The following is a 23,251-nucleotide window of genomic DNA, read 5'->3' on the forward strand; positions in this document are numbered from 1 at the left end:
GGGCGCAGTGAAGCTTTGCCGAGGCAAGCAACCTCAACCAGTGTAGGCGACGCGAGCGCCTCGCGCGAACCGACGCCTACATTGGGAGGATGAGCCCCGACCGCGCCGCCCGTCGCACCCCCGAGCCGAGCTCGAGCGTGGAGGTCGTCGGCGAGCACTCGCAGTTCCGGCTCGACCTCGAGCGCATCCGGTTCTCGCCCTACTTCTCGCGGCTGTCGGCGGTCACGCAGGTCATCGCGCAGCCCGGCGCCGGCCCCCTCATCCACAACCGGCTCACCCACTCGATCAAGGTCACCGCGGTCGCGCGGGCGATCGCGGTCGGCTTCGCGGATGCCTCGTCGCCGGGCCACTCGCTCGCGATGCAGCACGGCTGCGACGCCGTGGTGGTGCAGGCCGCCGCGAGCGCGCACGACCTCGGCCACCCGCCCTTCGGGCATCTCGGCGAGCGCGTGCTCGACCGGCTCGCCCGCGAGACCCTCGGCCTCCCCGACGGGTTCGAGGGCAACGCGCAGAGCTATCGCATCATCGCCACGCTCGACGTGAGCGCCGCGGCGCCGCACGGGCTCAACCTCACCGCCGCGGTGCGGTCCGCGGTCGCCAAGTATCCGTGGACCCGGTTCGCGACGCCGGCGCCGTTCGCCGACGGCGGGCTGCCGCGCGGGTGGCGACGCGTCGGCGACGCGGTCGAGGCGGCGAAGTTCTCGGCCTACGATCTCGACGCGGCCGACCTCGCCGAGGCGCGCCGCGGCCTCGCGCCGATGGTGCAGTCGCTCGAGTGCTCGATCATGGACACCGCCGACGACATCGCGTACTCGATCCACGACGTCGACGACTTCTACCGCGCCGGCCTCCTCAGCCAGGGTGCAGTCGCCCGCGAGTTCCGCGGGTGGATGGAGGGGTCGAGCGCGCTGCGCGGGCTCGACGACGAGGCGCTCGCGCAGCGCGCCGCTCCGGCGGGCGCAGCCCTCGAGACGCTGCGCCGCAAGCTCCGCGTCTCCGACGCGTGGATGGCCGACGACGACGCGTTCGCCGCGGCGGTCGACGTCGTCGCCGACGACCTCGTCGACGGCCTGCTCGCATCGCCGTTCGACGGTTCGATCGCGTCGGAGAAGGCGCTCTCGTCGTTCACGAACCGCTGGATCGGCCACCTGCAGACCTCGGTCGTGCCCGCCCCCGACGGGGTCGCCCGCACCGGCCTCGTCACGCTCGACCGGGGCGCCTGGCACGAAGTCGAGATCCTGAAGTTCGTCCACCGGCATTTCATCCTCGATCGCGCCGACATCGCCATGTACCAGCGCGGGCTCAGCCGCGTGCTCACCCGGGCCGTGAAGGGGCTCACGGCGTGGGCGACGGACGAGGTCGACCGGCATCGGGTGCCGCAGCGGTTGCGCGAGCTCATCGAGATCGCGACGGACGGGTACGCGCAACTGCGCCGCACGCGGCCCGACGGCGTGCCCGTTCCCGACGCCGGAGACCTGCTGCGACTCGGCGCCGGCCGCGGCGTCGTCGACTACGTCGCGTCGCTCTCCGACGACCAGGCGCTCGCCGTCTCCGAGGCGATCGACGGCCGCCCCGACCGGCTCTGGGACATCGGCCAGAACCTCTGACCGAGCGACGGCGCCCGGCACGAGGCATCCGTTCACCGGGTCGTCGCCGAACCGTCGCCTGACCGACACGGCGCCGCACACCGTGCCCGGTTGGCTCGCGGCATGAGCCGAAACCTCACGAGACGCGCCCTGCCGCGTGCCATCGCCACCACCGCCGCGACCGCCACGGCGGCCGCCCTGCTGCTCGTCGCCCCGGCCGCCCAGGCCGTCGGCAACGGGCAGACCACGCCGACGTCGCCGATGCAGTCCTTCGAGCCGACGCTCGTCGCCCGGGCGACGCTGTCGGCCGACTTCCTCGCCGAAGGCCCCGCCTCCGGCGCCCTCGCCTCCGCGGCCAACGGCCGCCACGGCCCGTGGGAGGGCCAGGTCATCCCCGGGTTCTCGGCCGTCATCGAGAACGGCGACGGCACGTTCTGGGCCCAGCCCGACAACGGGTTCGGCGCGAAGGGCAACTCGGCCGACTTCCTGCTGCGCAGCTACCTCGTGCGCCCCGACTGGCAGACCGCCGACGGCGGCGACGGCTCGCTCGGAGTCGAGCGCTTCATCTCGTACAACGACCGCAACGGGGTGCTCGACTTCCCGATCGTGAACGGCGACACCGACGAGCGGCTGCTCACGGGCGCCGACTTCGACATCGAGTCGGTCGTGCGCGCGAAGGACGGCAGCTTCTGGGTCGGCGAGGAGTTCGGACCGTTCCTGCTGCACTTCGACGCCGAGGGCACGCTGCTCGAGAAGCCCTTCTCGCTCGACGGGGCGAAGTCGCCGCAGAACCCGTACCTCGCCGCCGGCGAGACCCCCCGGGTGCGCGCGAGCCGCGGCTTCGAGGCGCTCGCGGGCTCGGTGAACGGGCGCTACCTCTACCCGATCGTCGAGGGCGCGTACGCCGACGACGCCGACCCGCGCCGTCGCGAGGTCCACGAGTTCGACACGAAGCGCGGCGCCTACACCGGCCGCACGTGGAGCTACCAGACCGACCAGGAGGCGAACGTCATCGGCGACGCCTTCACCGTGAAGAACGACGTGCTGCTCGTCGTCGAGCGCGACGACTTCGAGGGCGAGCAGTCGGTCACGAAGCGCGTCTACCAGGTCGACCTGAAGCGCACCGACGCGGAGGGCTACCTCGAGAAGACGCTCGTGCTCGACGCCCTGCGCATCTCGAACCCCGACGGCATCGGCGCCGGCGACGGCTACGGCACCGGTGAGGTGTTCTCGCTGCCCGTGCAGTCGTTCGAGACGATCGTGCAGCTGAAGGACGGGCGCCTGCTCATCGGCAACGACAACAACTACCCCGGCAACGACGCCCGCGTGCCGGGCACGCCCGACGACACCGAGTTCGCCGTGATCGACCTCGGCCGCACGAAGATCGAGCCCGAGCAGGTGACCGTCATCGGGCACCGCGGCGCGAGCGGCCACCGCCCCGAGCACACGCTCGCGTCGTACGAGCAGGCGATCGTGCAGTGCGCCGACTACATCGAGCCCGACGTGGTCTCGACGAAGGACGGCGTGCTCGTCGCCCGGCACGAGAACGAGATCAGCGGCACCACGAACGTCTCCGCCCGCCCCGAGTTCGCGGATCGCAAGGCGACGAAGACGATCGACGGCGCGAAGGTCACCGGCTGGTTCACGGAGGACTTCACCCTCGCCGAGCTGCGCACGCTGCGCGCGAAGGAGCGGCTGCCGCAGACCCGCCCGGCCAACACGGCGTTCGACGGCCTCTACCAGGTGCCGACGCTCGACGAGGTCATCGACCTCGCCCGTCACTCGATCAGCTGCGACGGCCGCCAGGTGGGCGTCTACCCCGAGACGAAGCACCCGACGTACTTCGACTCGATCGGCCTCTCGCTCGAGGAGCCGCTGGTCGCGGCCCTGCAGGCGAACGGCGTCGACGACGCCGACGCGCCCGTGATCGTGCAGAGCTTCGAGGTCTCGAACCTGCAGGAGCTCGACGGCCTGACCGACGTCGCCCTCGCCCAGCTCGTGAGCTCGTCGGGCCGCCCCTACGACTTCACCGCCACGGGCGACCCGCGCACGTACGCCGACCTCGTGACCCCTGCCGGGCTCGCCGAGATCGCCGGCTACGCCGACGGCGTCGGACTCGAGAAGTCGGTCATGATCCCGCGCACCGCGGCCGGCACGCTCGGCGTGCCGAAGCCGGTCATCGCCGACGCGCACGCGGTCGGCCTCTCGGTGCACGGCTGGACCTTCCGCCTCGAGAACCAGTTCCTGCCGACCGAGTTCCGCTCCTCGGGCGACCCGATCGCGCCGGGCGACCTCGCCGGCGAGATCCGCGTCTTCGTCGGCGCCGGCATGGACGGCATCTTCAGCGACCAGCCCGACGTCGCCGCCACCGTCGGCTGACGTCTCGAACGAGGGCGGATGCCTCGGCACGACGCCGAGGCATCCGCCCGTGCTTCCGCTGCGGGTGGGCACGCACCGCGCGGCGCAGGCGGGCGCCCGGCCGGACCGTCCGGAGGCCCGGACGAGACCGGCCGAAACGCCCCTCACGGCCGCCCGGCCACGCGATTAGACTCACCCGTGTGACCGAGAAGCCGCGCCTGTCCGCCCGTATCGCCGCCATCGCCGAGTCCGCGACCCTGAAGGTCGATGCGAAGGCGAAGGCCCTCCAGGCCGAGGGCCGCCCGGTCATCTCGTACGCCGCCGGCGAGCCCGACTTCGCGACGCCCGAGCACATCGTCGAGGCCGCCCTCGAGGCGACGCGCGACCCCAAGAACTACCGGTACACGCCCGCCGCGGGCCTGCCCGACCTCCGCGAGGCGATCGCGGCGAAGACCGCGCGCGACTCGGGCCTCGAGGCATCCGCGTCGCAGGTCGTCGTGACCAACGGCGGCAAGCAGGCCGTCTACCAGGCCTTCCAGGTGCTGCTCGACGAGGGCGACGAGGTGCTCGTGCCCACGCCCTACTGGACGACGTACCCCGAGGCGATCAAGCTCGCGGGCGGCCGCCAGGTCGACGTGTTCGCGGGCAGCGACCAGGGCTACCTCGTCACGGTCGAGCAGCTCGAGGCCGCGCGCACCGAGCGCACCAAGGTGCTGCTGTTCGTGTCGCCCTCGAACCCGACGGGCGCCGTCTACGCACCCGAGCAGGTGAAGGCCATCGGCGAGTGGGCGCTCGAGCACGGCATCTGGGTCATCGCCGACGAGATCTACCAGAACCTCACGTACGGCTCGCTCGACTCCGAGGTCGGCAGCCCCGCCCCGCGCGCCGTGTCGATCGTCGAGGCGGTGCCCGGGCTCGCGAACCAGACGATCCTCGTCAACGGCGTCGCCAAGACCTACGCGATGACGGGCTGGCGCCTCGGCTGGATGGTCGGCCCCGCCGACGTCATCAAGGGCGCCGCCAACCTGCAGTCGCACCTCTCGTCGAACGTGTCGAACATCTCGCAGCGGGCCGCGATCGCCGCGCTCACGGGCCCGCAGGAGCCGGTCGAGGAGATGCGCCGCGCCTTCGACCGCCGTCGCCGGCTCATCGTCGCCGAGCTCTCGAAGATCGACGGCATGACGGTGCCCGTGCCCGAGGGCGCGTTCTACGTCTACCCCGACGTGACGGGCCTGCTCGGCCGCGAGTGGGGCGGCGTCACGCCGACCTCGTCGCTCGAGCTCGCCGACCTCATCCTCGACCAGGCCGAGGTCGCCGCGGTTCCGGGTGAGGCGTTCGGACCGAGCGGGTTCCTGCGATTCAGCTACGCGCTCGGCGACGAGCCGCTGCTCGAGGGCGTGCAGCGCCTGCAGCGCCTGTTCGGCTGAGGCGGATGCCTCGGGGCGAGGCCGAACTCGCACGCCTCGCCGCGCGCAACAACGCGGAGTGGTGCCGCGCCGTGGCCGAGAGTCACGGCATCGCGTCGCGCTTCGCGCTCGACGGCGCGCTGTGGGTGGCCGCGGCGCCCACGCCGACGGGCTACCCCGAGGCGGTGACCGTCGAACCCGGGCTCGACGCGGTCGCCGTGTTCGCCGAGCTCGGACCCCGCGCCGCGAGTCTGAAGGACTCATTCGCCGACCTCGAGCCCGGTGACGCGGGCTGGTCGGTGCTGTTCGACGCGACGTGGATCGCCACCGACGCGCAGCACTCGCCGTCGACCGGCGCCGAGCCCGGACCGACCGCGCTCGTCGAGGTGACGACGGCGGCGGGTCTCGAGGCGTGGGGGCGCGCCCACGGCCTCCACGATTCGTTCGCAGAGCCGCTCCTCGCGGCTCCCGGCGTGGTCGTGCTGGCGGCGGCCGGGGTCGACGCCGCGGCCGGATCGCAGTCGGCGCCGGAGCCCGGCGCGATCACCGCGGGCGGCGTGCTCAACCGCACCGGTGAGGTCGTCGGCCTCTCGAACGCGTTCGGCGGCGGCCATGAGCTGTACCGCGCACTCGTTCGCGAGGCTGCGACGCGGTGGCCGGCGTCGCCGGTCGTCGGCTACGAGGCGGGCGACGCACTCGACGACGCGCTCGCTGCGGGGTTCCGACCGATCGGCCCGCTGCGCGTCCTGGTGCGGCGACCTCAACCGGGTCGGCACACGACGTAGGCCGCGAACGAACGGGGGCTGCGGTCGAGATCGGTGCGCTCGCACTCGACCCGCCATCCGATCGGCTGGAGCGCGCCTGCGGTGCCCATGACCGGGCCGTCGCCGACGGCCCGCAGGCCGCTGCCCGATCCGAGTCGGCCCCCGCCGAGCGCGACGTCGCCGCGCTCGCAGTGCGCCTCGGCGGTGCCGGCGACGTCGAACGAGCCGATCACGGTCGCGCCGTCGTGCAGGTAGAGGCCGTGCACGAGGCCCGCGCCGCCCTCACCGCCCGCGCCGCCCGCCGAACCGGACGGCCCGCGGGGCGGCTCCTGCCCGATCGGAGCCGCCCCGGGGATTCCCGCCTGCATGCCGGCGACCACGCCGACGCCGTAGGCCGCTGCGATCGCCACGAGGGTCGCCGCCGTGACCACGGCCGCGACCACCCAGAACTTCATGGGTTCCTCCCCCACCCGGGTCGTTGGCGACGCTAGCGCGGTCGACGGCGGATGGCATGCGTGCCAGCACTGCGATCGCGTCGCTGCGGACGCCTCAGGCGAGCGCTCGGCGGGCTTCGCTCGCGAGCGCGTCGGCGACGGCGTCGAGCAGGGGCGAGCTGAGGTTCCACTGCTGCCAGTACAGCGGCACGTCGACGGGCGCCCCGCCGAGGCGCACGAGCTCGCCCCGCTCGAGCTCGGCGGCCGACTGGAACTCGGGCAGCATGCCCCAGCCGAGCCCGAGCTTCACGGCGCTCGCGAAGTCGTTCGACGCGGGCACGTAGTGGCGCGGGGCCGGCTCGGGGTCGAGACCCGCCGCGCGCAGTGCGTCGTGCTGCAGGTGGTCGCGCCGGTCGAAGTCGACGAGCGGCGCGCGGGCGATCCAGGCGGGCAGCACCGGCGGCGCGGATGCCTCGTGGCCGGAGTCGCCGCCCCATCGAGCGACGAACCCGGAGGTCGCCACGGCCTCGTAGCGCATGACGCCGAGCGGCCGCACGAGGCATCCCGCCACCGGGGTCGCCTGCGAGGTGACGGCACCCATGACGGTGCCCGACTCGAGCAGGCCGGCGGTGAAGTCCTGGTCGTCGCGGTGCAGGTCGAACACGACGGGATGCTCCTCCGCGACCCGTGCGAGGGCCGGGAGGAACCACGTCGCGAGCGAGTCGGCGTTGACCGCGAGCGGGATCGGCACGGGTCGGTACCCGGCCCCAGCCCCGCCGGCCGGCGCGTCGGAGTCGGCGTCGTCGGCGTCGAGCCCGAACTCGGCGAGCGCGTCGTGCTCGAGGAGCGCGAGCTGGCGGGCGAGCCGCACGACGGCGGCGCCGGCGTCGGTCGCGCGGGCGGGCTTCGAGCGCACGACGAGCACCCGGCCGAGCTGCTGCTCGAGCGTCTTCACGCGCTGCGACACCGCCGAGGGGGTGAGTCGCAGCCGGCGGGCGGCGGCGTCGAAGGTGCCCTCGTCGATGACGGCGGCGAGGGTGCGGGCGAGGTCGAGCGGAATCTTCATCTGAAGAAATGCTAATGGTTCTGAAGGATCTTGAGCTGGATTGCATCTCACCGCAGACGTAGCGTCGAAGTCGTGATCTCCCCCGTGCTCGCCGGCCTCGGCCTCGGCCTCTCGCTCATCGTCGCCATCGGCGCGCAGAACGTGTTCGTGCTGCGCCAGGGCATCCGCCGCGAGCACGTGTTCGCGGTCGCGGCGATCTGCGCCGCGAGCGACGCCGTGCTCATCGTCGTGGGCGTCTCCGGCATCGGCGCCGTGCTCGGCGCGGTGCCGTGGCTCATCGATGTCATCCGGTGGGCCGGCGCCGCGTTCCTCGTCGGCTACGGGCTGCTGGCCGCTCGCCGCGCACTGCGCCCGACGGGCGAGGCACTGGTCGCCGATGGGAGCCCCGCTCCCGGGGCGGACGTACCGGGGCCGTCGGCGGACGGGACGGGGACCCCGCCCACCGACGGCCGCGGCGGGTCCGTCGCGGTCGACGCACGACCGGCGATCGCCGCGCGCACGACGCTCGCGAGCGCCGTGCTCACCTGCCTCGCCCTCACCTGGCTCAACCCGCACGTCTACCTCGACACGGTGTTCCTGCTCGGGTCGGTGGCCAACAGCCACGGACCCGAGGGCCGCTGGTGGTTCGCGCTGGGCGCCGCCGCGGCATCCGTCATCTGGTTCTTCGCCCTCGCCTACGGCGCCCGGCTGCTGGGCCGTGTGCTGTCGACGCCGCGCGCCTGGCGCGTGCTCGACGGCGTCATCGCGGTCGTCATGCTCGCGATCGCGGCCTCGCTCGTGCTGCCCCACTGACGGGGAATCGCGGGCGGCCCGCGACCGTGCTACCGTTTCGGACATCGTGAGCACCTTCACCTGTCGCTGCTGTCGCCGCTAGGCGGTCGTCTCCCCGACGACCCCAGGGCGCGTTTCCCCGCGCCGCCGACCGCAGCCCCGTGCTCACGCCGCATCCGACGCGTCCGCGTCAGCTCCGCGGCATCCGCCTCGAACCGATCCCGCATCGGCCTCGAACGCCGGATGCCACGCAGCCGACGTCAACGGATGCCGGGGCCGCTGCATCGTCGGCGCACCACCCGGCACTCGAAAGGACCATCCCATGTCCGGCATCCCCGTTCTCGACCTCTCGCTGCTCAACGGCACGACCGAGCAGCAGGCGCAGTTCCGCGACGACCTCCGCCGCGCGACGCACGAGGTCGGCTTCTTCTCGCTCATCGGCCACGGCGTGCCGACCGAGCTCATCGACCGCGCGTATGCGGCGGCGCGGGCGTTCTTCGCCCTCCCCGAGTCGCACAAGCTCGCGATCGAGAACGTCACGAGCCCGCACTTCCGCGGGTACACCCGCATGGGCGGTGAGCGCACGCTCGGTCGCGTCGACATCCGCGAGCAGATCGACCTCGGCGCCGAGCGCCCGGCCGTGACCATGACGGCCGACACCCCCGACTACTGGATCCTCGAGGGGCCGAACCTGTGGCCCGAGGCGCTGCCCGAGTTCCGCGCGGTCGCCGAGGAGTGGATCGCCCGGCTCGACGAGGTCGGCACGCGCCTCCTGCGCAGCTGGGCCGAGGCGCTCGGCGCCGCGCCCGACACCTTCGACGCCGCCTTCGAGCGGCCGTCGCCGTACCTCAAGGTCGTGCGCTACCCCGGCGTCTCGGCCGAGCAGCCCGCGCAGGGGGTCGGCGCCCACAAGGACCTCGGCGTGCTCACCCTGCTCTCGGTCGAGGACGGCAAGGCCGGCCTGCAGGTCGAGAAGGACGGCGAGTGGATCGACGTCGTCGCGCCCTCCGGCGCGTTCATCGTGAACATCGGCGAGCTGCTCGAGATCGCGACCGACGGCTACCTCAAGGCGACCAAGCACCGGGTGGTCTCCCCCGCGCCCGGCACCGAGCGCATCTCGATCCCGTACTTCCACGGGCCCGCGCTCGACGCCGTGATCCCGACGATCGAGCTCGCGCCCGAGCTCGCCGCCGAGGCGCCCGGCATCACGCGGGATCCCGCGAACCCGCTGCACGCCGTGTTCGGCGAGAACTGGCTGAAGAGCCGGCTGCGCGCCCACCCGAACGTCGTCGAGGCGCAGTACCCGAGGCTGCTCGTCGACGCCCGACCGTGAGCCGAGCGCCGATCGCCCACGAATTCGCGCGAGGTGTCGAAAACGGTTGTCGCCGTTCGTCGTACCTGCGTAGCGTGACCGAGAGAGAGGATTCCGCCATGGAATACGCGCTGTTCTACGCCGCGGGCGACGACGCGATCGCCCCCGACCCCGCCGCCGACGACATCGGCGACTGGGTCGACGACCTCGAGGCGCGCGGCGTCTCCGAGTACGGCGAGCGGCTGCGCCCCGACCCCGATGCGACGGTGGTGCGCGTCCGGCGGGGCGAGCTGCTCGTGACCGACGGACCGTTCACCGAGGCGAAGGAGTCGATCGGCGGGTTCGACATCATCGATGTCGACGACCTCGACGCGGCGATCGAGATCGCGTCGCGGCATCCCGTGGCGTCGTTCGGCCGCGTCGAGGTGCGCCCGTTCGTGCGGTGGCCCGACGCCGAGCCGGGAGCGCGCATCGTGCCGGCCGGCTTCGGCGAGCAGGCGCCCGCGGGGCGCCGCTACCTCATGCTCGTGGCGGTCGAGCCGGGCGGCGAGCACGACGCGTCGGCCGACCCCGACGCGTGGGTGCGCGAGATGGACGGGCGCGGCACACGGCTCTTCGGCGAGGTGCTGCGCGGCCCGGATGACGCGACCTTCGTGCGTCGGCGCGACGGCGAGGTGCTCGTCGCCGACGGTCCGTTCACCGAGGCGAAGGAGTGGATCGCCGGGTTCGACGTCATCGAAGTGGCGGGACTCGCCGAGGCGATCGAGGTCGCCGCCGCGCACCCGATGGCGCGGGGCGGCGCGATCGAGCTGCGGCCGTTGTGGCCGTTCGACGTCCACGACGACCACGTCGCGCGCGCCGCGCGCGAGGCCGACGAGTACGCCCGTCGGTCGGAGCCGCCCGCCGCTGAGGCGGCGGCAGCGGTGCGGGCGGGAGTCGCGGGGGTCTCGCGCTGAGCCCGCGGGGGGCGTCGCCGTCGGCGGGCGAGTCGATCGGACGGCCCGCCGACGCGGCGCCCCGCGCGGACCGTCCGACGCCCGACCCGGTCGACGCGGCCCTGCGCGAATCCGCCGGAGAGTGGGCGCGCATCGTCGCGACGCTCATCCGCACCACGGGCGACTGGGACGTCGCCGAGGAGTCGGCGGCCGGGGCGTTCGAGCGCGCGGCCGAGACCTGGCCGCGCGACGGAGTGCCCCGCAATCCGGGTGCCTGGCTCACGACCGCCGCACGCAACCTCGCGCTCGACCGGCTGCGCCGACGCGGTGTCGAGGCCGAGAAGCTGCGCGAATGGGCCGATGCCGAGCGCGACGCCGGCCGCGCGGCCGGCCCGCCCGACCCGGCCGAGCTCGCCGAGCGCGACGAGCCCGCGTGGGATGACCGGCTGCGGCTCGTGTTCACCTGCGCCCACCCGGCACTGCCGATGGAGGCGCGCGTGGCGCTCACCCTCCGCACGGTCGGCGGGCTCGAGACGGCCGAGATCGCGCGGGCGTTCCTCGTTCCCGAGTCGACGATGGCCCAGCGGCTGGTGCGAGCGAAGCGCAAGATCCGGAACGCGGCCATCCCGTACCGGGTGCCCGCTGCGGAGGCGCTGCCCGAGCGGCTCGACGGGGTGCTCGCCGTGCTGTACCTCATCGCGAACGAGGGCTACCTCGCATCATCCGGCGACCGGCTGCAACGACTCGACCTCGCCGGCGAGGCGATCCGGCTGTCGCGGCTCGTCGTGTCGCTCATGCCCGACTCCGACGAGGCGCGGGCGCTCCTCGCCCTGCTCCTGCTGCAGCACGCCCGCTCGGCCGCCCGCGCCGACGCCGCGGGCGACCTCGTGCCGCTCGCCGAGCAGGACCGGACCCGGTGGGACGCGGACGAGATCGCCGAGGGGCTCGCCCTGCTCCGCCGGGCCGACACTGCGGCTCGGACCGCGGCCCGACCCCGCGCGACCGCCGGCCCGTATCGCCTCCAGGCCGAGATCCAGGCGGTGCACGGCCGCGCGGCGACCGCCGAGGCGACCGACTGGGCCGCGATCGTCTCCCGTTACGATGCGCTCGCGGCGCTCACCGACTCGCCCTTCGTGCGGCTCAACCGGGCGATCGCGGTCGGCGAGGCCGACGGACCCGCGGCCGGGCTCACCGCCATCGCGGAGATCGAGGCCGACGGACGCCTGGCGGGCTACCACCTGCTGCCCGCGGCGCAGGCCGAGTTCCTGCGCCGCGAGGGGCGGATCGTCGAGGCATCCGACCGCTATCGCGAGGCGATCGCGATCGCGCCCACGACGCCCGAGGTTCGCTTCCTCGAGCGCCGGCTCGCCGAACTCGGCTGAGCCCGGCCGACGCTCGCGACGCGGCATCCACCGATCGGTGGATGCCGGAATCGAACGGCCGGAGGCTGCCGCGGACGCACCGACGACGGCAACCTCGAGAGCATGGAAACCACACGAACGGATGCCCCGGGCCCGCGCGACCCGGACGTCGCGGTGCGGGTGCGGGGGCTCCGCAAGCAGTACGGCGCGCGGGCCGCCGTCGACGGCATCGACCTCGACATCGCCCGTGGCGAGACCTTCGCCCTGCTCGGTCCGAACGGCGCCGGGAAGTCGACGACCGTCGAGATCCTCGAGGGGTACCGCTCGCGCACCGCGGGCGAGGTGTCGGTGCTCGGTGTCGACCCGGCTCGCGGCGGCCTCGACTGGAAGGCCCGGCTCGGCATCGTGCTGCAGTCGACCGGCGAGACCGGCCAGTACACCGTGCGCGAGCAGCTGCGGCAGTTCGCGGGCTACTACCCGAACCCGCGCGACGTCGACGAGGTGATCGCGGCGGTCGGGCTCGAGGCCCAGGCCGGCACCCGCCTGCAGAAGCTCTCGGGCGGCCAGCGCCGACGGGTCGACGTCGCACTCGGCATCGTCGGCCGGCCCGAGCTGCTCTTCCTCGACGAGCCCACGACGGGCTTCGATCCGGCGGCGCGGAGGGAGTTCTGGGGTCTCGTGCGGGGTCTCAAGGCCGAGGGCACGACGATCGTGCTGACGACGCACTACCTCGACGAGGCGGCGCAGCTCGGCGATCGGGCCGGCGTCATCATCGGCGGCCGGCTCGTCGACGTCGCGCCCATCGACTCGCTCGGCGGCGCGGCGGCCCGCGTGCCGATCGTGCGGTGGCGCGACGACCACGACCTCGTGCGGGAGACGCGGACCGACGCACCGGCCCGCCTCGTGGCATCCCTCGTCGCGGAGCTCGGCGGCGAGCCCCGGGAGCTCGAGGTCATCCGCCCGAGCCTGGAGGACATCTACCTCGACCTCGTCGGCGACGCCGACGCGGCCGACGCCGACGGCGCTGCCGGCACGGCGAACGATCCCGAGAACGACCCCGCGCCCGAGGAGGCCCTGGCATGAGCACCGTCATCACGCGGCCGATCGGCACCACCCGCGTCGGCGGCTCGCGCATCGGCTACGAGACGAAGGGCTACTTCCGCTCGCTCGACACGGTGTTCTTCACCTTCCTCTTCCCGCTCATCATGCTCGGCATCTTCACGGCGGCGTTCAGCGCGTCGGGCGACGTCGGGCCCGTCGGCTCGCAGGTCAGCGTCGGCGCGTTCTACCTGCCGGGCATGCTCGCCGCGGGCCTGCTGCTCTCGGGCGTGCAGAACCTCGCCGTCGACATCGCGACCGAGAAGGGCGACGGCACGCTCAAGCGCCTCGGCGGCACCCCGCTGTCGCCCGTGTCGTACTTCCTCGGCAAGATCGGCCAGGTGTTCGTCACGGGCGCGCTGCAGGCCGGGCTCATGCTCGTCGCCGCGGCGACGGTGTTCGGCATCGCGCTGCCGACCGACCCCGCGCAGTGGTTCACGTTCGCGTGGGTCTTCGTGCTCGGGCTCACGGCGTCGGCGCTCCTCGGCATCGCCCTGTCGTCCGTGCCGCGGAGCGGCCGGTCGGCGGCGGCCGTCGTCATCCCGATCGTGCTCGTGCTGCAGTTCATCTCGGGCGTCTACCTGTCGTTCAACCAACTGCCCGAGTGGATGCAGAACGTCGCGAGCCTGTTCCCGCTCAAGTGGATGGCGCAGGGCATGCGCGCCGCCTTCCTCCCCGAGGAGTTCGCCGCGCTCGAGCAGCACGGCGCCTGGGACCTCGGCCAGGTGGCGATCGCGCTCGGCATCTGGCTCGTCGTGGGGCTCGTGGTGAGCCGGCTCACCTTCCGCTGGATCCGCCGCGATGCGTGATCGCCGACCGGCGGAAGCCGGGGCGGGCGCGGCGCCGGGGGGCGTGCCCGCCCCACCCGCGCGTGAGACCATGGCGACATGCTGAACCGGCGGTGGTGGGATGCCGCGGCGATCGCGGTCGCGGTCGTCACCGTGCTGTTCGGCGTCTCCGACCCGCCGTACGGTCCGCCCGACTACGGGGCGTGGGCGGTCTCGGGCGTCTTCCTCGTCGTCTACTTCGCCTACCTCCGCGGCCGGGTCGGCTGCGAGGATCCGGGCCCGCACGTCACGATCACGATCGTGCTGTCGGTCGTCGTCGGCGTGGGCGTCGCGTTCGACCCGGGCGCCTCGATCCTGCAGGCGTTCGCCTACCCGTTCATCTGGATCACCGCGCCGTCGACCCGCCGCGCGGTCGTCGCGAACGTGGCGCTCGCGGTCGCGCTCCTCGTCGGCTACGTCGCGCACTTCGGCTGGGGCGGCCTCGTCGCCGGCGTCGCCGTCGCGGGGCTGTCGCTCACGTTCAGCCTCGCCCTCGGCCTGTGGATCACGCACATCGCGTCCGTCGGCGAGGAGCGCGCCCGGCTGCTCGAGGAGCTCCAGGCCGCGCAGGGGCAGCTCGCCGCGCTGCACCGCGACGCCGGCATGAACGAGGAGCGGGCACGGCTCGCCCGCGAGATCCACGACACGATCGCGCAGAGCCTCACCGGCCTCGTCATGGTCGCGCAGCGAGCGGGCAACCGGCTCGACGGGCCGCGCGATGCCTCGACGGACACCGCCGCGGCGCGGGCCGACGTCGCGCTCATCGAGCAGATGGCGCGCGAGGCGCTCACCGAGGCGCGCGGACTCGTCGCGACGCTCGCACCGGTCTCGGCCGACGGCGGCCTCACCGCCGCGCTCGGCCGGCTCGGCGCCGCCTTCGAACGCGAGACCGGCGTGCGGGTCGACATCGAGGCGGATGCCTCGGGCCTCGACCGCGAGCTCGAGGTCGTACTGCTGCGCAGCGCCCAGGAGGGACTCGCGAACGTGCGGAAGCACGCCGGCGCGAGCCGGGTGACGATCGCGGTGTCCCAGGACGACGACGCCGTCGCGCTGACCGTGCGCGACGACGGCCGCGGCCCCGTGCCGGGCGCGTCGCCCGGCGGTTTCGGACTCGCGGGCCTGGGCGACCGGGCGGCGCTCGTCGGCGGCACGCTCCAGTTCGGCCCCGCGCCCGGCGGCGGTGCGGTGCTGCGAGTCACCGTGCCCCGGAAGGAGCCCGCATGACCCCGATCCGCGTCGTCGTCGCCGACGACCACCCCATCGTGCGCGCCGGCATCGTCGGCCTGCTCGACACGGCGGCCGGCATCGAAGTCGTCGGCGAGGCGGCGAACGGCGCCGAGGCCATCGAGCTCGCCCGGACGAGGCATCCCGACCTCGTGCTCATGGACCTGCGCATGCCGGTCGTCGACGGCGCGACCGCGACGGCCGAGATCATCGCGACCGTGCCGGGGACGCGCGTGCTCGTGCTGACGACGTACGAGACCGACGAGCACATCCTCGCCGCGATCGAGGCGGGCGCCGGCGGCTACCTGCTCAAGGCGGCCCCGCAGGAGGAGATCGTCGCGGGCATCACCGCGGTCGCGGGCGGCGAGACCGTGCTGGCACCCTCGATTGCGGCGAAGCTCGTGTCGCGGGTGCGGTCGGAGGCGGCGGCATCGGCCGCGCCGCCCGCGCCCTCGCTCTCGCCGCGCGAGCTCGAGGTGCTGCGACTGGTGGCCGCTGGCCGCTCGAACCCCGAGATCGCGGCCGACCTCTTCATCGGCGAGGCGACGGTGAAGACCCATCTCCTGCACGTGTTCGAGAAGCTCGTCGTGAACGACCGCACCCGCGCGGTCACGCGCGCGATGGAGCTCGGGCTGCTGTAGCCCGCGCGTCGCATCCGGTCCTGCGCCGCATCGCAACCCGTCGACGACGGGGTTGCCCGCGCCTACGATGACGGCGTGGTGTTCCGCGACGTGCGAGTCGCCGTACAGCGTACGAGGATTCTGCCCGCCTGGGTCCGGCGAGCGGATGCCTCGGCGGCGCGCCGCGTGAACGGCCGCAGGACGCACCCGGTCGCCGACCGCTTCTGGTCGCGCGTCTCCGGCTTCGCCGACCGCGGCGTGCTGTGGTGGACGATCGCCGGCGTGCTCTCGGTCACCGGACGGCGACGGGCCGCAGCGCGCGGGCTCGGGTCGTTGCTCGTCGCGAGCGCCCTCACGAACGTGATCGCGAAGCGCGTGTTCGGCGGCGACCGGCCGCTGCTCGCCGACGTGCCGATCGCCCGCCGACTGCCGAAGCCGCCCATCACCCCCTCGTTCCCGTCGGGGCACTCGGCGAGCGCGGCGGCGTTCGCCACGGGCGTCGCGATCGAATCGCCCCGGATCGGCGCCGTGCTGGTTCCGATGGCCGCCGGCGTCGGCTACTCGCGCCTCCACACCGGGGCGCACTGGCTCTCGGACGTCGTCGGCGGGCTCGCCCTCGGTGCCGCCGTCGGCGGGCTCACGACCGTCGTCGCGCGACCGCGTCGGCCCGACTCCGCGGTCGCGAGCGGCGTCGACCGCCGTCTCCCCGCCTCGCCCGAGGGCGACGGGGTCTTCATCGTGGTCAACCGATCGTCGGGGACGAGCGTGCTCCGCAGCGACCCCCTGCGGGTGCTCGAGCGCCGGCTCCCGCGCGCCGAACTGCACGTGCTCGACGGCGAAGCCGGCGACGATCCGGGTGCCGCCGCTCGCACCGCACTCGGCCGCGCCGACCCGCCGCGGATCCTCGGCGTCTGCGGCGGCGACGGGTCGGTCGCGGCGGTCGCCCATGAGGCGCGGGCCGCGGGCGTCCCGCTCCTCGTCGTGCCGGGCGGCACCTTCAACCACTTCGCACGCACGGCGGGCGCGACCACGGTCGACCTCGCCGTCGACGCCCTCCAGCGCGGCGAGGGCGTGCTCGCCGACGTCGGCGAGCTCAGCTTCGCGGGCGGCCCGCCCGTCACGGTGCTCAACACCGCCTCGGTCGGGCTCTACCCCGACTTCGTCGCCGAGCGCGAGCAGCGTGAGCACCGCTTCGGCAAGTGGCTCGCCGCGGTCGTCGCCGCGGCCCGGGTGCTGCGACGGTCCGACCCCGTCAGCGTGGTCGTCGGCGGACGTCGCGCCCGGGTGTGGAGCCTCTACGTCGGCATCGGCCCGAACGACCCGGGCATTCCGGCGCCGATGCGGCGGAGCCGGCTCGACGGCGGCGTGCTCGACGTGCGCGTGCTGCACGCCGGCTCGCGGTTCCGCGCCGCGGGTACGCTCGCGTTCGGCCGGCGGACGAGTGCGGTGCTGCGGCGGGTGCGGCTGCTGCCGAAGCGGTTCGAGTCGTACACGACCGAGTCGGTCGACGTGCTCGTCCGGCCCCGCCACGGGCAGCCGCCGGGCTTCGCGCACGACGGGGAGGTCGCGATCGAGGCGGCGGCCGACGCGTCCGACCGCACCGCCGTGCCCGGCTACCGGACGACGGTGCGCATCGTCCCGGAGGCGCTCGAGGTGTACCGGCCCCGCCCGCTCAGAGAAGTCGGCGCGCGTTCGCCCAGGCGGTGAGCTCGTGCCGGCTCGAGAGCTGGAGCTTGCGCAGCACCGCCGACACGTGCGTCTCGACGGTCTTCGTCGAGATGAACAGCTCGGCCGCGACCTCCTTGTAGGCGTACCCGCGGGCGATGAGGCGCATGACCTCCTGCTCGCGCGCCGACAACCGGTCGAGCTCATCGCTCGCCTGCGCGGTCTCGCCGACCGCCGCACCGAACGCGTCGAGCACGAACCCCGCCAGCTTCGGCGAGAAGACGGCGTCGCCGCTCGCGACCGCGTGCACGGCGCGGCTCACGTCGGCTCCCGAGGAGCCCTTCGTGATGTAGCCCCGCGCACCGGCGCGGATCACCCCGACGACGTCCTCCGCCTTGTCGGAGACGCTCAACGCCAGGAATCTCGTGCCCGGCACCGCCGGCGCCGAGCGCCGGATCACCTCGGCCCCACCGGTGGAGCCCGCCGGAACGGCGGCCCCGGGCAGGTGCACGTCGAGGAGCACGACCTCGGGCGCGGCATCCGTGACGACCGAGACGGCGCTCTCGACGTCGTGGGCCTCCCCCACGACGTCGATGCTGTCGTCGAGATCGGCCTTCAGCCCCGACCGGAAGATCGAGTGGTCGTCGACGACGACGACCCGCACCCGTTCAGCCGCAACCTCAGCCATGCGCCGCCTCCGATCCGTTCCGCTCGGCCGGCAGTCGGTCGCCGGGGAACCGAAGCCGTACCTCGGTGCCGACGCCGCCGGCGCCGGGCACGACCGTCGCCGAGCCGCCGGCCCGGCGCATGCGGCCGATGATCGACTGCCGCACGCCCAGCCGGTCGCCCGGCACGTCGGCGAGTTCGAACCCCGGCCCTCGGTCGCGCACGAACACCTCGACCGCCTCGGGCGACGACTCGACGTACACCGAGATCTCACCGCCCGCGTGACGCGCCGCGTTGAGCATCGCCTCGCGCGCGGCCGCCGCGAGCTCGCCGCTCGCCCGCTCACGCTGCTCGCCGACGACCACGACGTCGACGGTCACGGGGAACTCGATCTCGAGGTCGGCGGCGAAGCCGCGCAGGTCGGTGCCGAGGTCGCTGTCGGTCGGCGCATCTCCCGCGAACAGCCAGTCGCGCAGCTCGCGCTCCTGGGCGCGGGCGATGCGGGCGACCTCGCTCGTCGCGCCCGCGCGGTTCTGGATGAGCGCGAGCGTCTGCAGCACCGAGTCGTGCAGGTGCGCGGCGATCTCGCTGCGCTGCTCCTCGCGGATGCGCTTCGTGCGCTCGTCGGTGAGCTCGCGCCACCTGGCGATGAGCGTCGGCACGTAGACGAGGAGGATGCCGAGCACAGCGGCGAGCGCGGCGACGAAGACCGCGACCGTGCTCAGGCGTCCGTTCGCCTCGGGGTTCACCACGAAGACCAGTTCGAGTGCGGTGGCCGCGAGGACGACCGTGGCGACGCTGCGGATCACGAACTCGTGACGGGGGCCCCGGGCCGGGTCGGGTCGATCGATGAGGGTGGCCCAGGCCGCCGCCGCGACCGCGAGCCCGATGCCGACGTACGTGGCGGCGTACCACTGCCATCAGCTCGCCGACGCAGTGAAGTACCACTGGCCGCTCTGCGTCCAGACGGCGACGAGGACGAGCGTCGACGCGGCGACGAACAGCCACGCGACGGGCGCCTTCCGGGTCGGCCGGGCGTCGCCCTCCTCCCAGGGGGTCAGCGCCCAGAGCCAGAGGTAGAGCAGCAGCCCGGCGCCCCACGCGAAACTCGTCACGACGAACGCCGCGCGCACGAGCGGCGCGGGCCAGCCCAGGTGCGCCGCGAGCCCCGCCGCGACCCCGGTCGCCACGCAGGCGCGCGGGCGGGTCATGCGGGGCGTCTCCATGCCTGCCATCAAAGCAGACCGGGGTGCCTCGGCCACGGGCCCGGGGGGCCGCTCAGGGTCGAATCAGGGATCCACCCCATGGCGGGCTGCAACGGCCGGCTGCCAGCATCGAAGGCATGGAGACGAATCAGACCGCCCCGGAGGCGGACTCGGAGACATCCGGGTCCGGCCCAGTGCCGGAGGACGCGATGGGCCCGACGAACGCTGCGGGGGCGGCGGACGCGACGGGTCGGAGCGCGGCCGCCGGCCCGCACGCCGACGGGGCGGTCGGTTCGGCTCCTGATCCTTCGAGAGATGCGCACGGCGACCCCGCCGACCGGGCCGCGGGGCCGGGCTTCTACGCCTGGCTCCGCCGGCTCGGCGTGCCGCGCCGGGCCGGCTGGCTCGGCGGCGTGTGCGCGGGCGTCGGCGCCCGCATCGGCGTCGACCCGATCGTCGTGCGCGGCATCGTCGTCGTGATCGCCGTGCTGGGGGCGCCGTTCGTGCTCGTGTACGCGATCGCCTGGCTGCTGCTGCCCGACACGGAGGGCGAGATCCACCTCGAGCGCCTCCTGCGCGGTGTCGTCGACCCGGCGATCGTCGGCATCGCAGTCATGGGCGTCATCGGGTTCATCCCGCTCGTGCAGGGGGGATGGCTCGGCTGGCGCTGGTGGCCCGACTGGCCGTCGTTCTACCTGGCCGGCATCGATCTGGGCATGCCCGTCCGCATCCTCTGGACGCTCCTGCTCGTCGGCGCGATCGTCGCCCTCGTCATCTGGCTCGTACGCCGGGCCTCCCAGAACGCCCCGGTCGGCGGCGCGTCGCGCGTGGCTTCCGCGCCCGCCGCCGGCCCGGGGTATCCATCACCCGAACCGGATGCCGCGGCGAACGCCGCCGGAACCGCCGGGGCCGCTGCGGCCGGAGTCGCCGCCGCTGCGGCGTTCGCCCCGTCGGCGCCTCCGGCGCAGGGTGCGCCGACCGCCGCGCCGACGGCCGAGCCGCCCGTGCCCGCCGAGGGCGCCGATGCGGCGACGATCGCCGAGTGGCGGGCGCAGCACGAGGCGTGGCGCGAGTCGCACGCCCAGTGGAAGGCCGGCCAGGCGGAGGCCGAACGCGCCGCCCGGCAGCGGGCCGCGGAGGAGACTCGTGCTCGAGCGCTCGAGTTCCAGGCGCAGGCCGCGGCCGCACGAGCGGCCCGCCGCGCCGCACGGCCGCGGGCGAGCGCGGCCTTCGTCTTCACGATGCTCGGCCTCGCACTCGTCGCCGGCACCGCCGCCGCGATCTGGGCGCTCGGCGCCGCGGATGCCGCGCAGTACGCCGTCCCGATCGCCTTCGCCACGGCGACCCTCGTGCTGTCGGGCGCCATGGTCGTGGCCGCCCTGTGGCGGCGACGCAGCGGGGCGCTCGCCGCGATCACGTCCGTCAGCGTGGTCGCGATGCTGATCGCCGCCACTGCGTCGGCGATGGCCCCGTTCGGCTCGCTCCTCGGGCCCAACGCGAGCGTCTCGCTCGGGTACCCGCAGCAGCTCGTGCAACCGGTCGGCGATGCCTGGGTGTCGAACGGCTCGTTCGACGGGTACCCCGACGAAGCCCAGACGGTCACCCTCACGCAGGTCGTCGGGAACACCTATCTCACGGTCGACCCGAACACGTCGATCGTGCTCGACGCGACCGACGCGGGCCCGGTCGTCGTCTGGATCACCGACGCCGACGGCAACGGAACCACCGAGCAGCTCGACGATCCGGGCGCTCGCGTCTACACGTTCAGCTCCGACGGGATCACCGTGGGAGAGCGCGAGGACGCCGATGCCCGCCTCGTGCTGCGGCAGACCTCCGGGTACGTCGAGGTCAACATCTGGGAGGGACGGGAATGAACCCGAACGCGCAGGGCGACCGGTCCGCGATCGACACGACGGACGCACGGGGCACCGCCACCGAGACCGAGGTGCTCGAGTTCGGGCTCGACCCCGACGACGACGATCCCGTGAGCGAGACGGCCCCGGCCCCGCGGCCCGAGGACTCGGAGGATCGCGCACCCGAGCGCCCGACGATCCGATGGGGTGCGCTCGTCTGGGCGCTCATCTTCGGCACGATCGCGGGCATCACGCTGTGGGCGCTCACGGACCTGCAGCATCGCGACGACGCACTCGCGTGGCTCCAGTCGATCCCGCTCGCGCTGGTGCCGCTCTACACGCTGCTCGCGGTCGGCATCGTCGTCGTGCTCTTCGGCGTGGTCGGGCTCATCCGGCGCGGCGAGCGCCGGCGCCGGGCCGCCCGAGGGTGATGCGCCGAGGCATCCAACCGCCCCGACCGGTCACCAGACCGGCAGTTCGCGATCGCCGAGCGGCGTGAGCTCGGGCGGCATCGGCCACGCGAGTTCGAACCGCATGAGCGGCACGTCGATCGCGCCGAAGTCGTCCTTCTTCACGACGATGCGGTCGGTGCTCACCTCGGTGAGGCGCACCCGCAGGTCGGTGCCGTCCTCGAGGCGCAGCACGTACGCGTCGGCGAGGTAGTCGAGGCCGTGCGCCTCGAGCGCCTCCTCGCCCGCGAGCCAGTCGACCGCCTCGCCGAGCTCTCGCCCGAGCAGGTCGATCGCCACGAAGCCCTCGCCCTCCGGGCGCAGCCAGCCGACGAGCTCGCCGTCGGGGCGACGATGCGCGATGAAGTCGGTGCGGTCCACCCGTCCGACCCTACTGCGACCCGGGCGCGCGCTACAGCTCGATGCCGACGAGCACCGGCTCGGGCCGCAGCACGATGCCGAACTCGGCCTGCACCCGCTGCTGCACGTAGCGCGCGAGCTGTGCGAGCTCGGCCGCGGTCGCCCCGCCGCGATTCGTGAGCGCGAGCGTGTGCTTCGACGAGATCGCCGCGCGCGAACCGGGCAGCGCGAAGCCGCGCCGGATGCCCGACTGCTCGATGAGCCACGCGGCCGAGAGCTTCACGAGCGGACCGGGCGCCGAGGCATCCACCGGGTTCTCGACCTCGGATGCCTCGAGCGAGGCCTGCAGCTCGAGGAACGCGTCGAGCGGCGTGCCCGAGGCGAGCGTCGAGAGCGGCGTGACCTCGTCGGGCTCGTCGGGCTCGACGTACCAGCGCGGGGCGTCGGCCGGCATGGTCCGCGCGACGCGCTCGGTGACGATGGGGTTGGTGAAGAACGAGCCGGCGCTCACCGAGTCGGCGTCGTCGGGGTCGAGCACCATGCCCTTCGAGGCGCGCAGCGCGAGCACCGTCTCGCGCACCCGGGCGATCGGCACGCGGTCGCCGAGCTGCACGCCGAGCGCACCGGCGAGCTGGGCGTAGGCGATGGGCTGCCCGAGCGCCGCGCCCAGCACCGCGTGCTCGGCCGACGTGTCGTGCAGCTCGAGCTCGACCGAGACGACGATGCCCGCGAGGCCCTGCTTGAGCACCGAGGTGCGGTACCCGAGCTCGAGCTCGTCGGCGGCCATGCGCCGCGGAGCGTCGGCACCCTCGTCGAGGAACTCGATCGCGACGAGCACGGCCTCGAGCTCCTGCCCGTAGGCGCCGATGTTCTGCACGGGAGCGGCCCCGACCGAGCCCGGGATGCCCGAGAGCGCCTCGATGCCCGAGTAGCCCTGCTCGACCGTCCATGCGACGAGGTCGTCCCACGTCTCACCGGCCTGCACCCGCAGGCGCACGGACCCGTCGGCGGGCGTTCCGGTGGTCGATGAGCGAGGCGTCTCGAGGCCGCCGGCGCCCGAGGGCAGCACCTCGATCCCGCGCGTCGCGATGCGGATCACGGTGCCGTCGAAGCCCTCGTCGCCGACGAGCAGGTTCGACCCGCCGCCGAGCGCGAGCCACGAGCCGTCCGCCTGCCAGGCCTCGCGCGCGAGATCGACGAGGTCGCGCTGGGTCGTCGCGGTGACGAGCCGCCCGATCGGCCCGCCGACCCGCAGGGTCGTGAGCTCCGAGAACGTCGTGACGTCGCCCAT

At 73.9% G+C, this 23,251-nt stretch carries 22 protein-coding genes; 15 read left to right on the forward strand and 7 right to left on the reverse strand.

Annotated features, from left to right (window positions below; all coding sequences use genetic code 11):
* Nucleotides 1-89 precede the first annotated feature (89 nt).
* From dgt to AC3RJ7_RS12760, 4 genes are all read left to right on the forward strand, one after another.
* Nucleotides 90-1,607: a dGTP triphosphohydrolase gene (dgt, locus tag AC3RJ7_RS12745; RefSeq protein ID WP_491456227.1), complete on the forward strand. Its 1,518-nt coding sequence runs from the start codon at nt 90-92 to the stop codon at nt 1,605-1,607.
* A 102-nt stretch (nt 1,608-1,709) separates the two neighbouring features.
* Entirely contained in the window at nt 1,710-3,965 is a 2,256-nt protein-coding gene (locus AC3RJ7_RS12750; RefSeq protein WP_491456228.1) for an esterase-like activity of phytase family protein, read from the forward strand.
* 179 nt (nt 3,966-4,144) lie between these two features.
* Nucleotides 4,145-5,371 (forward strand): pyridoxal phosphate-dependent aminotransferase, encoded by a 1,227-nt coding sequence (locus AC3RJ7_RS12755; protein ID WP_491456229.1) that lies wholly within the window; start codon nt 4,145-4,147, stop codon nt 5,369-5,371.
* A 5-nt stretch (nt 5,372-5,376) separates the two neighbouring features.
* Nucleotides 5,377-6,135, forward strand: a complete 759-nt coding sequence (locus tag AC3RJ7_RS12760) for a hypothetical protein (RefSeq protein ID WP_491456230.1) — start codon at nt 5,377-5,379, stop codon at nt 6,133-6,135.
* On the opposite strand, the gene AC3RJ7_RS12765 is transcribed toward AC3RJ7_RS12760, so the two are convergent.
* Both AC3RJ7_RS12765 and AC3RJ7_RS12770 read right to left on the reverse strand, forming a co-directional pair.
* Nucleotides 6,111-6,569 (reverse strand): hypothetical protein, encoded by a 459-nt coding sequence (locus tag AC3RJ7_RS12765; protein WP_491456231.1) that lies wholly within the window; start codon nt 6,567-6,569, stop codon nt 6,111-6,113. The genes AC3RJ7_RS12760 and AC3RJ7_RS12765 overlap by 25 nt on opposite strands.
* 94 nt (nt 6,570-6,663) lie before the next feature.
* Nucleotides 6,664-7,614: a LysR family transcriptional regulator ArgP gene (locus tag AC3RJ7_RS12770; RefSeq protein WP_491456232.1), complete on the reverse strand. Its 951-nt coding sequence runs from the start codon at nt 7,612-7,614 to the stop codon at nt 6,664-6,666.
* 72 nt (nt 7,615-7,686) lie between these two features.
* Here AC3RJ7_RS12770 and lysE point away from each other — a divergent pair, with 72 nt between their 5' ends.
* The 9 genes from lysE (at nt 7,687) to AC3RJ7_RS12815 (ending at nt 17,469) form a co-directional block, all read left to right on the forward strand.
* On the forward strand, nt 7,687-8,406 hold the full coding sequence (gene lysE / locus AC3RJ7_RS12775; protein ID WP_491456233.1) for an L-lysine exporter: 720 nt from the start codon (nt 7,687-7,689) through the stop codon (nt 8,404-8,406).
* Nucleotides 8,407-8,707: 301 nt separating this feature from the next.
* Entirely contained in the window at nt 8,708-9,718 is a 1,011-nt protein-coding gene (locus AC3RJ7_RS12780) for an isopenicillin N synthase family dioxygenase (RefSeq protein WP_491456234.1), read from the forward strand.
* A 98-nt stretch (nt 9,719-9,816) separates the two neighbouring features.
* Nucleotides 9,817-10,653 (forward strand): YciI family protein, encoded by an 837-nt coding sequence (locus AC3RJ7_RS12785; RefSeq protein WP_491456235.1) that lies wholly within the window; start codon nt 9,817-9,819, stop codon nt 10,651-10,653.
* A 131-nt stretch (nt 10,654-10,784) separates the two neighbouring features.
* Nucleotides 10,785-12,014: an RNA polymerase sigma factor gene (locus tag AC3RJ7_RS12790; protein WP_491456955.1), complete on the forward strand. Its 1,230-nt coding sequence runs from the start codon at nt 10,785-10,787 to the stop codon at nt 12,012-12,014.
* A 102-nt stretch (nt 12,015-12,116) separates the two neighbouring features.
* Nucleotides 12,117-13,076 (forward strand): ABC transporter ATP-binding protein, encoded by a 960-nt coding sequence (locus AC3RJ7_RS12795; RefSeq protein WP_491456236.1) that lies wholly within the window; start codon nt 12,117-12,119, stop codon nt 13,074-13,076.
* Entirely contained in the window at nt 13,073-13,900 is an 828-nt protein-coding gene (locus tag AC3RJ7_RS12800; RefSeq protein ID WP_491456237.1) for an ABC transporter permease, read from the forward strand. Before AC3RJ7_RS12795 ends, AC3RJ7_RS12800 begins: the two co-directional genes overlap by 4 nt.
* Before the next feature lie 78 nt (nt 13,901-13,978).
* The gene (locus AC3RJ7_RS12805; protein WP_491456238.1) at nt 13,979-15,142 is read left to right on the forward strand and encodes a sensor histidine kinase; all 1,164 of its coding nucleotides are present in this window, start codon (nt 13,979-13,981) and stop codon (nt 15,140-15,142) included.
* Nucleotides 15,139-15,783, forward strand: coding sequence for a response regulator (locus tag AC3RJ7_RS12810; protein WP_491456239.1), 645 nt, complete (start codon nt 15,139-15,141; stop codon nt 15,781-15,783). Before AC3RJ7_RS12805 ends, AC3RJ7_RS12810 begins: the two co-directional genes overlap by 4 nt.
* Before the next feature lie 75 nt (nt 15,784-15,858).
* Nucleotides 15,859-17,469 (forward strand): bifunctional phosphatase PAP2/diacylglycerol kinase family protein, encoded by a 1,611-nt coding sequence (locus AC3RJ7_RS12815; RefSeq protein ID WP_491456240.1) that lies wholly within the window; start codon nt 15,859-15,861, stop codon nt 17,467-17,469.
* On the opposite strand, the gene AC3RJ7_RS12820 is transcribed toward AC3RJ7_RS12815, so the two are convergent.
* From AC3RJ7_RS12820 to AC3RJ7_RS12830, 3 genes are all read right to left on the reverse strand, one after another.
* Nucleotides 17,435-18,115: a LuxR C-terminal-related transcriptional regulator gene (locus AC3RJ7_RS12820; RefSeq protein ID WP_491456241.1), complete on the reverse strand. Its 681-nt coding sequence runs from the start codon at nt 18,113-18,115 to the stop codon at nt 17,435-17,437. The genes AC3RJ7_RS12815 and AC3RJ7_RS12820 overlap by 35 nt on opposite strands.
* Nucleotides 18,108-18,902 (reverse strand): sensor histidine kinase, encoded by a 795-nt coding sequence (locus tag AC3RJ7_RS12825; protein ID WP_491456242.1) that lies wholly within the window; start codon nt 18,900-18,902, stop codon nt 18,108-18,110. Before AC3RJ7_RS12825 ends, AC3RJ7_RS12820 begins: the two co-directional genes overlap by 8 nt.
* A gap of 111 nt (nt 18,903-19,013) precedes the next feature.
* On the reverse strand, nt 19,014-19,304 hold the full coding sequence (locus AC3RJ7_RS12830; protein WP_491456243.1) for a PspC domain-containing protein: 291 nt from the start codon (nt 19,302-19,304) through the stop codon (nt 19,014-19,016).
* Nucleotides 19,305-19,435: 131 nt separating this feature from the next.
* On the opposite strand from AC3RJ7_RS12830, the gene AC3RJ7_RS12835 reads away from it, so the two are divergent.
* Nucleotides 19,436-21,172: a PspC domain-containing protein gene (locus AC3RJ7_RS12835; protein ID WP_491456244.1), complete on the forward strand. Its 1,737-nt coding sequence runs from the start codon at nt 19,436-19,438 to the stop codon at nt 21,170-21,172.
* Nucleotides 21,169-21,582, forward strand: coding sequence for a hypothetical protein (locus tag AC3RJ7_RS12840; RefSeq protein ID WP_491456245.1), 414 nt, complete (start codon nt 21,169-21,171; stop codon nt 21,580-21,582). Before AC3RJ7_RS12835 ends, AC3RJ7_RS12840 begins: the two co-directional genes overlap by 4 nt.
* 30 nt (nt 21,583-21,612) lie before the next feature.
* Here the strand turns inward: AC3RJ7_RS12840 and AC3RJ7_RS12845 are convergent, their stop codons facing one another.
* Both AC3RJ7_RS12845 and AC3RJ7_RS12850 read right to left on the reverse strand, forming a co-directional pair.
* Nucleotides 21,613-21,981, reverse strand: a complete 369-nt coding sequence (locus tag AC3RJ7_RS12845) for a hypothetical protein (protein WP_491456246.1) — start codon at nt 21,979-21,981, stop codon at nt 21,613-21,615.
* A gap of 31 nt (nt 21,982-22,012) precedes the next feature.
* Nucleotides 22,013-23,251: a UDP-N-acetylmuramate dehydrogenase gene (locus tag AC3RJ7_RS12850; protein ID WP_491456247.1), complete on the reverse strand. Its 1,239-nt coding sequence runs from the start codon at nt 23,249-23,251 to the stop codon at nt 22,013-22,015.

The organism is Agromyces solani (assembly GCF_058349925.1).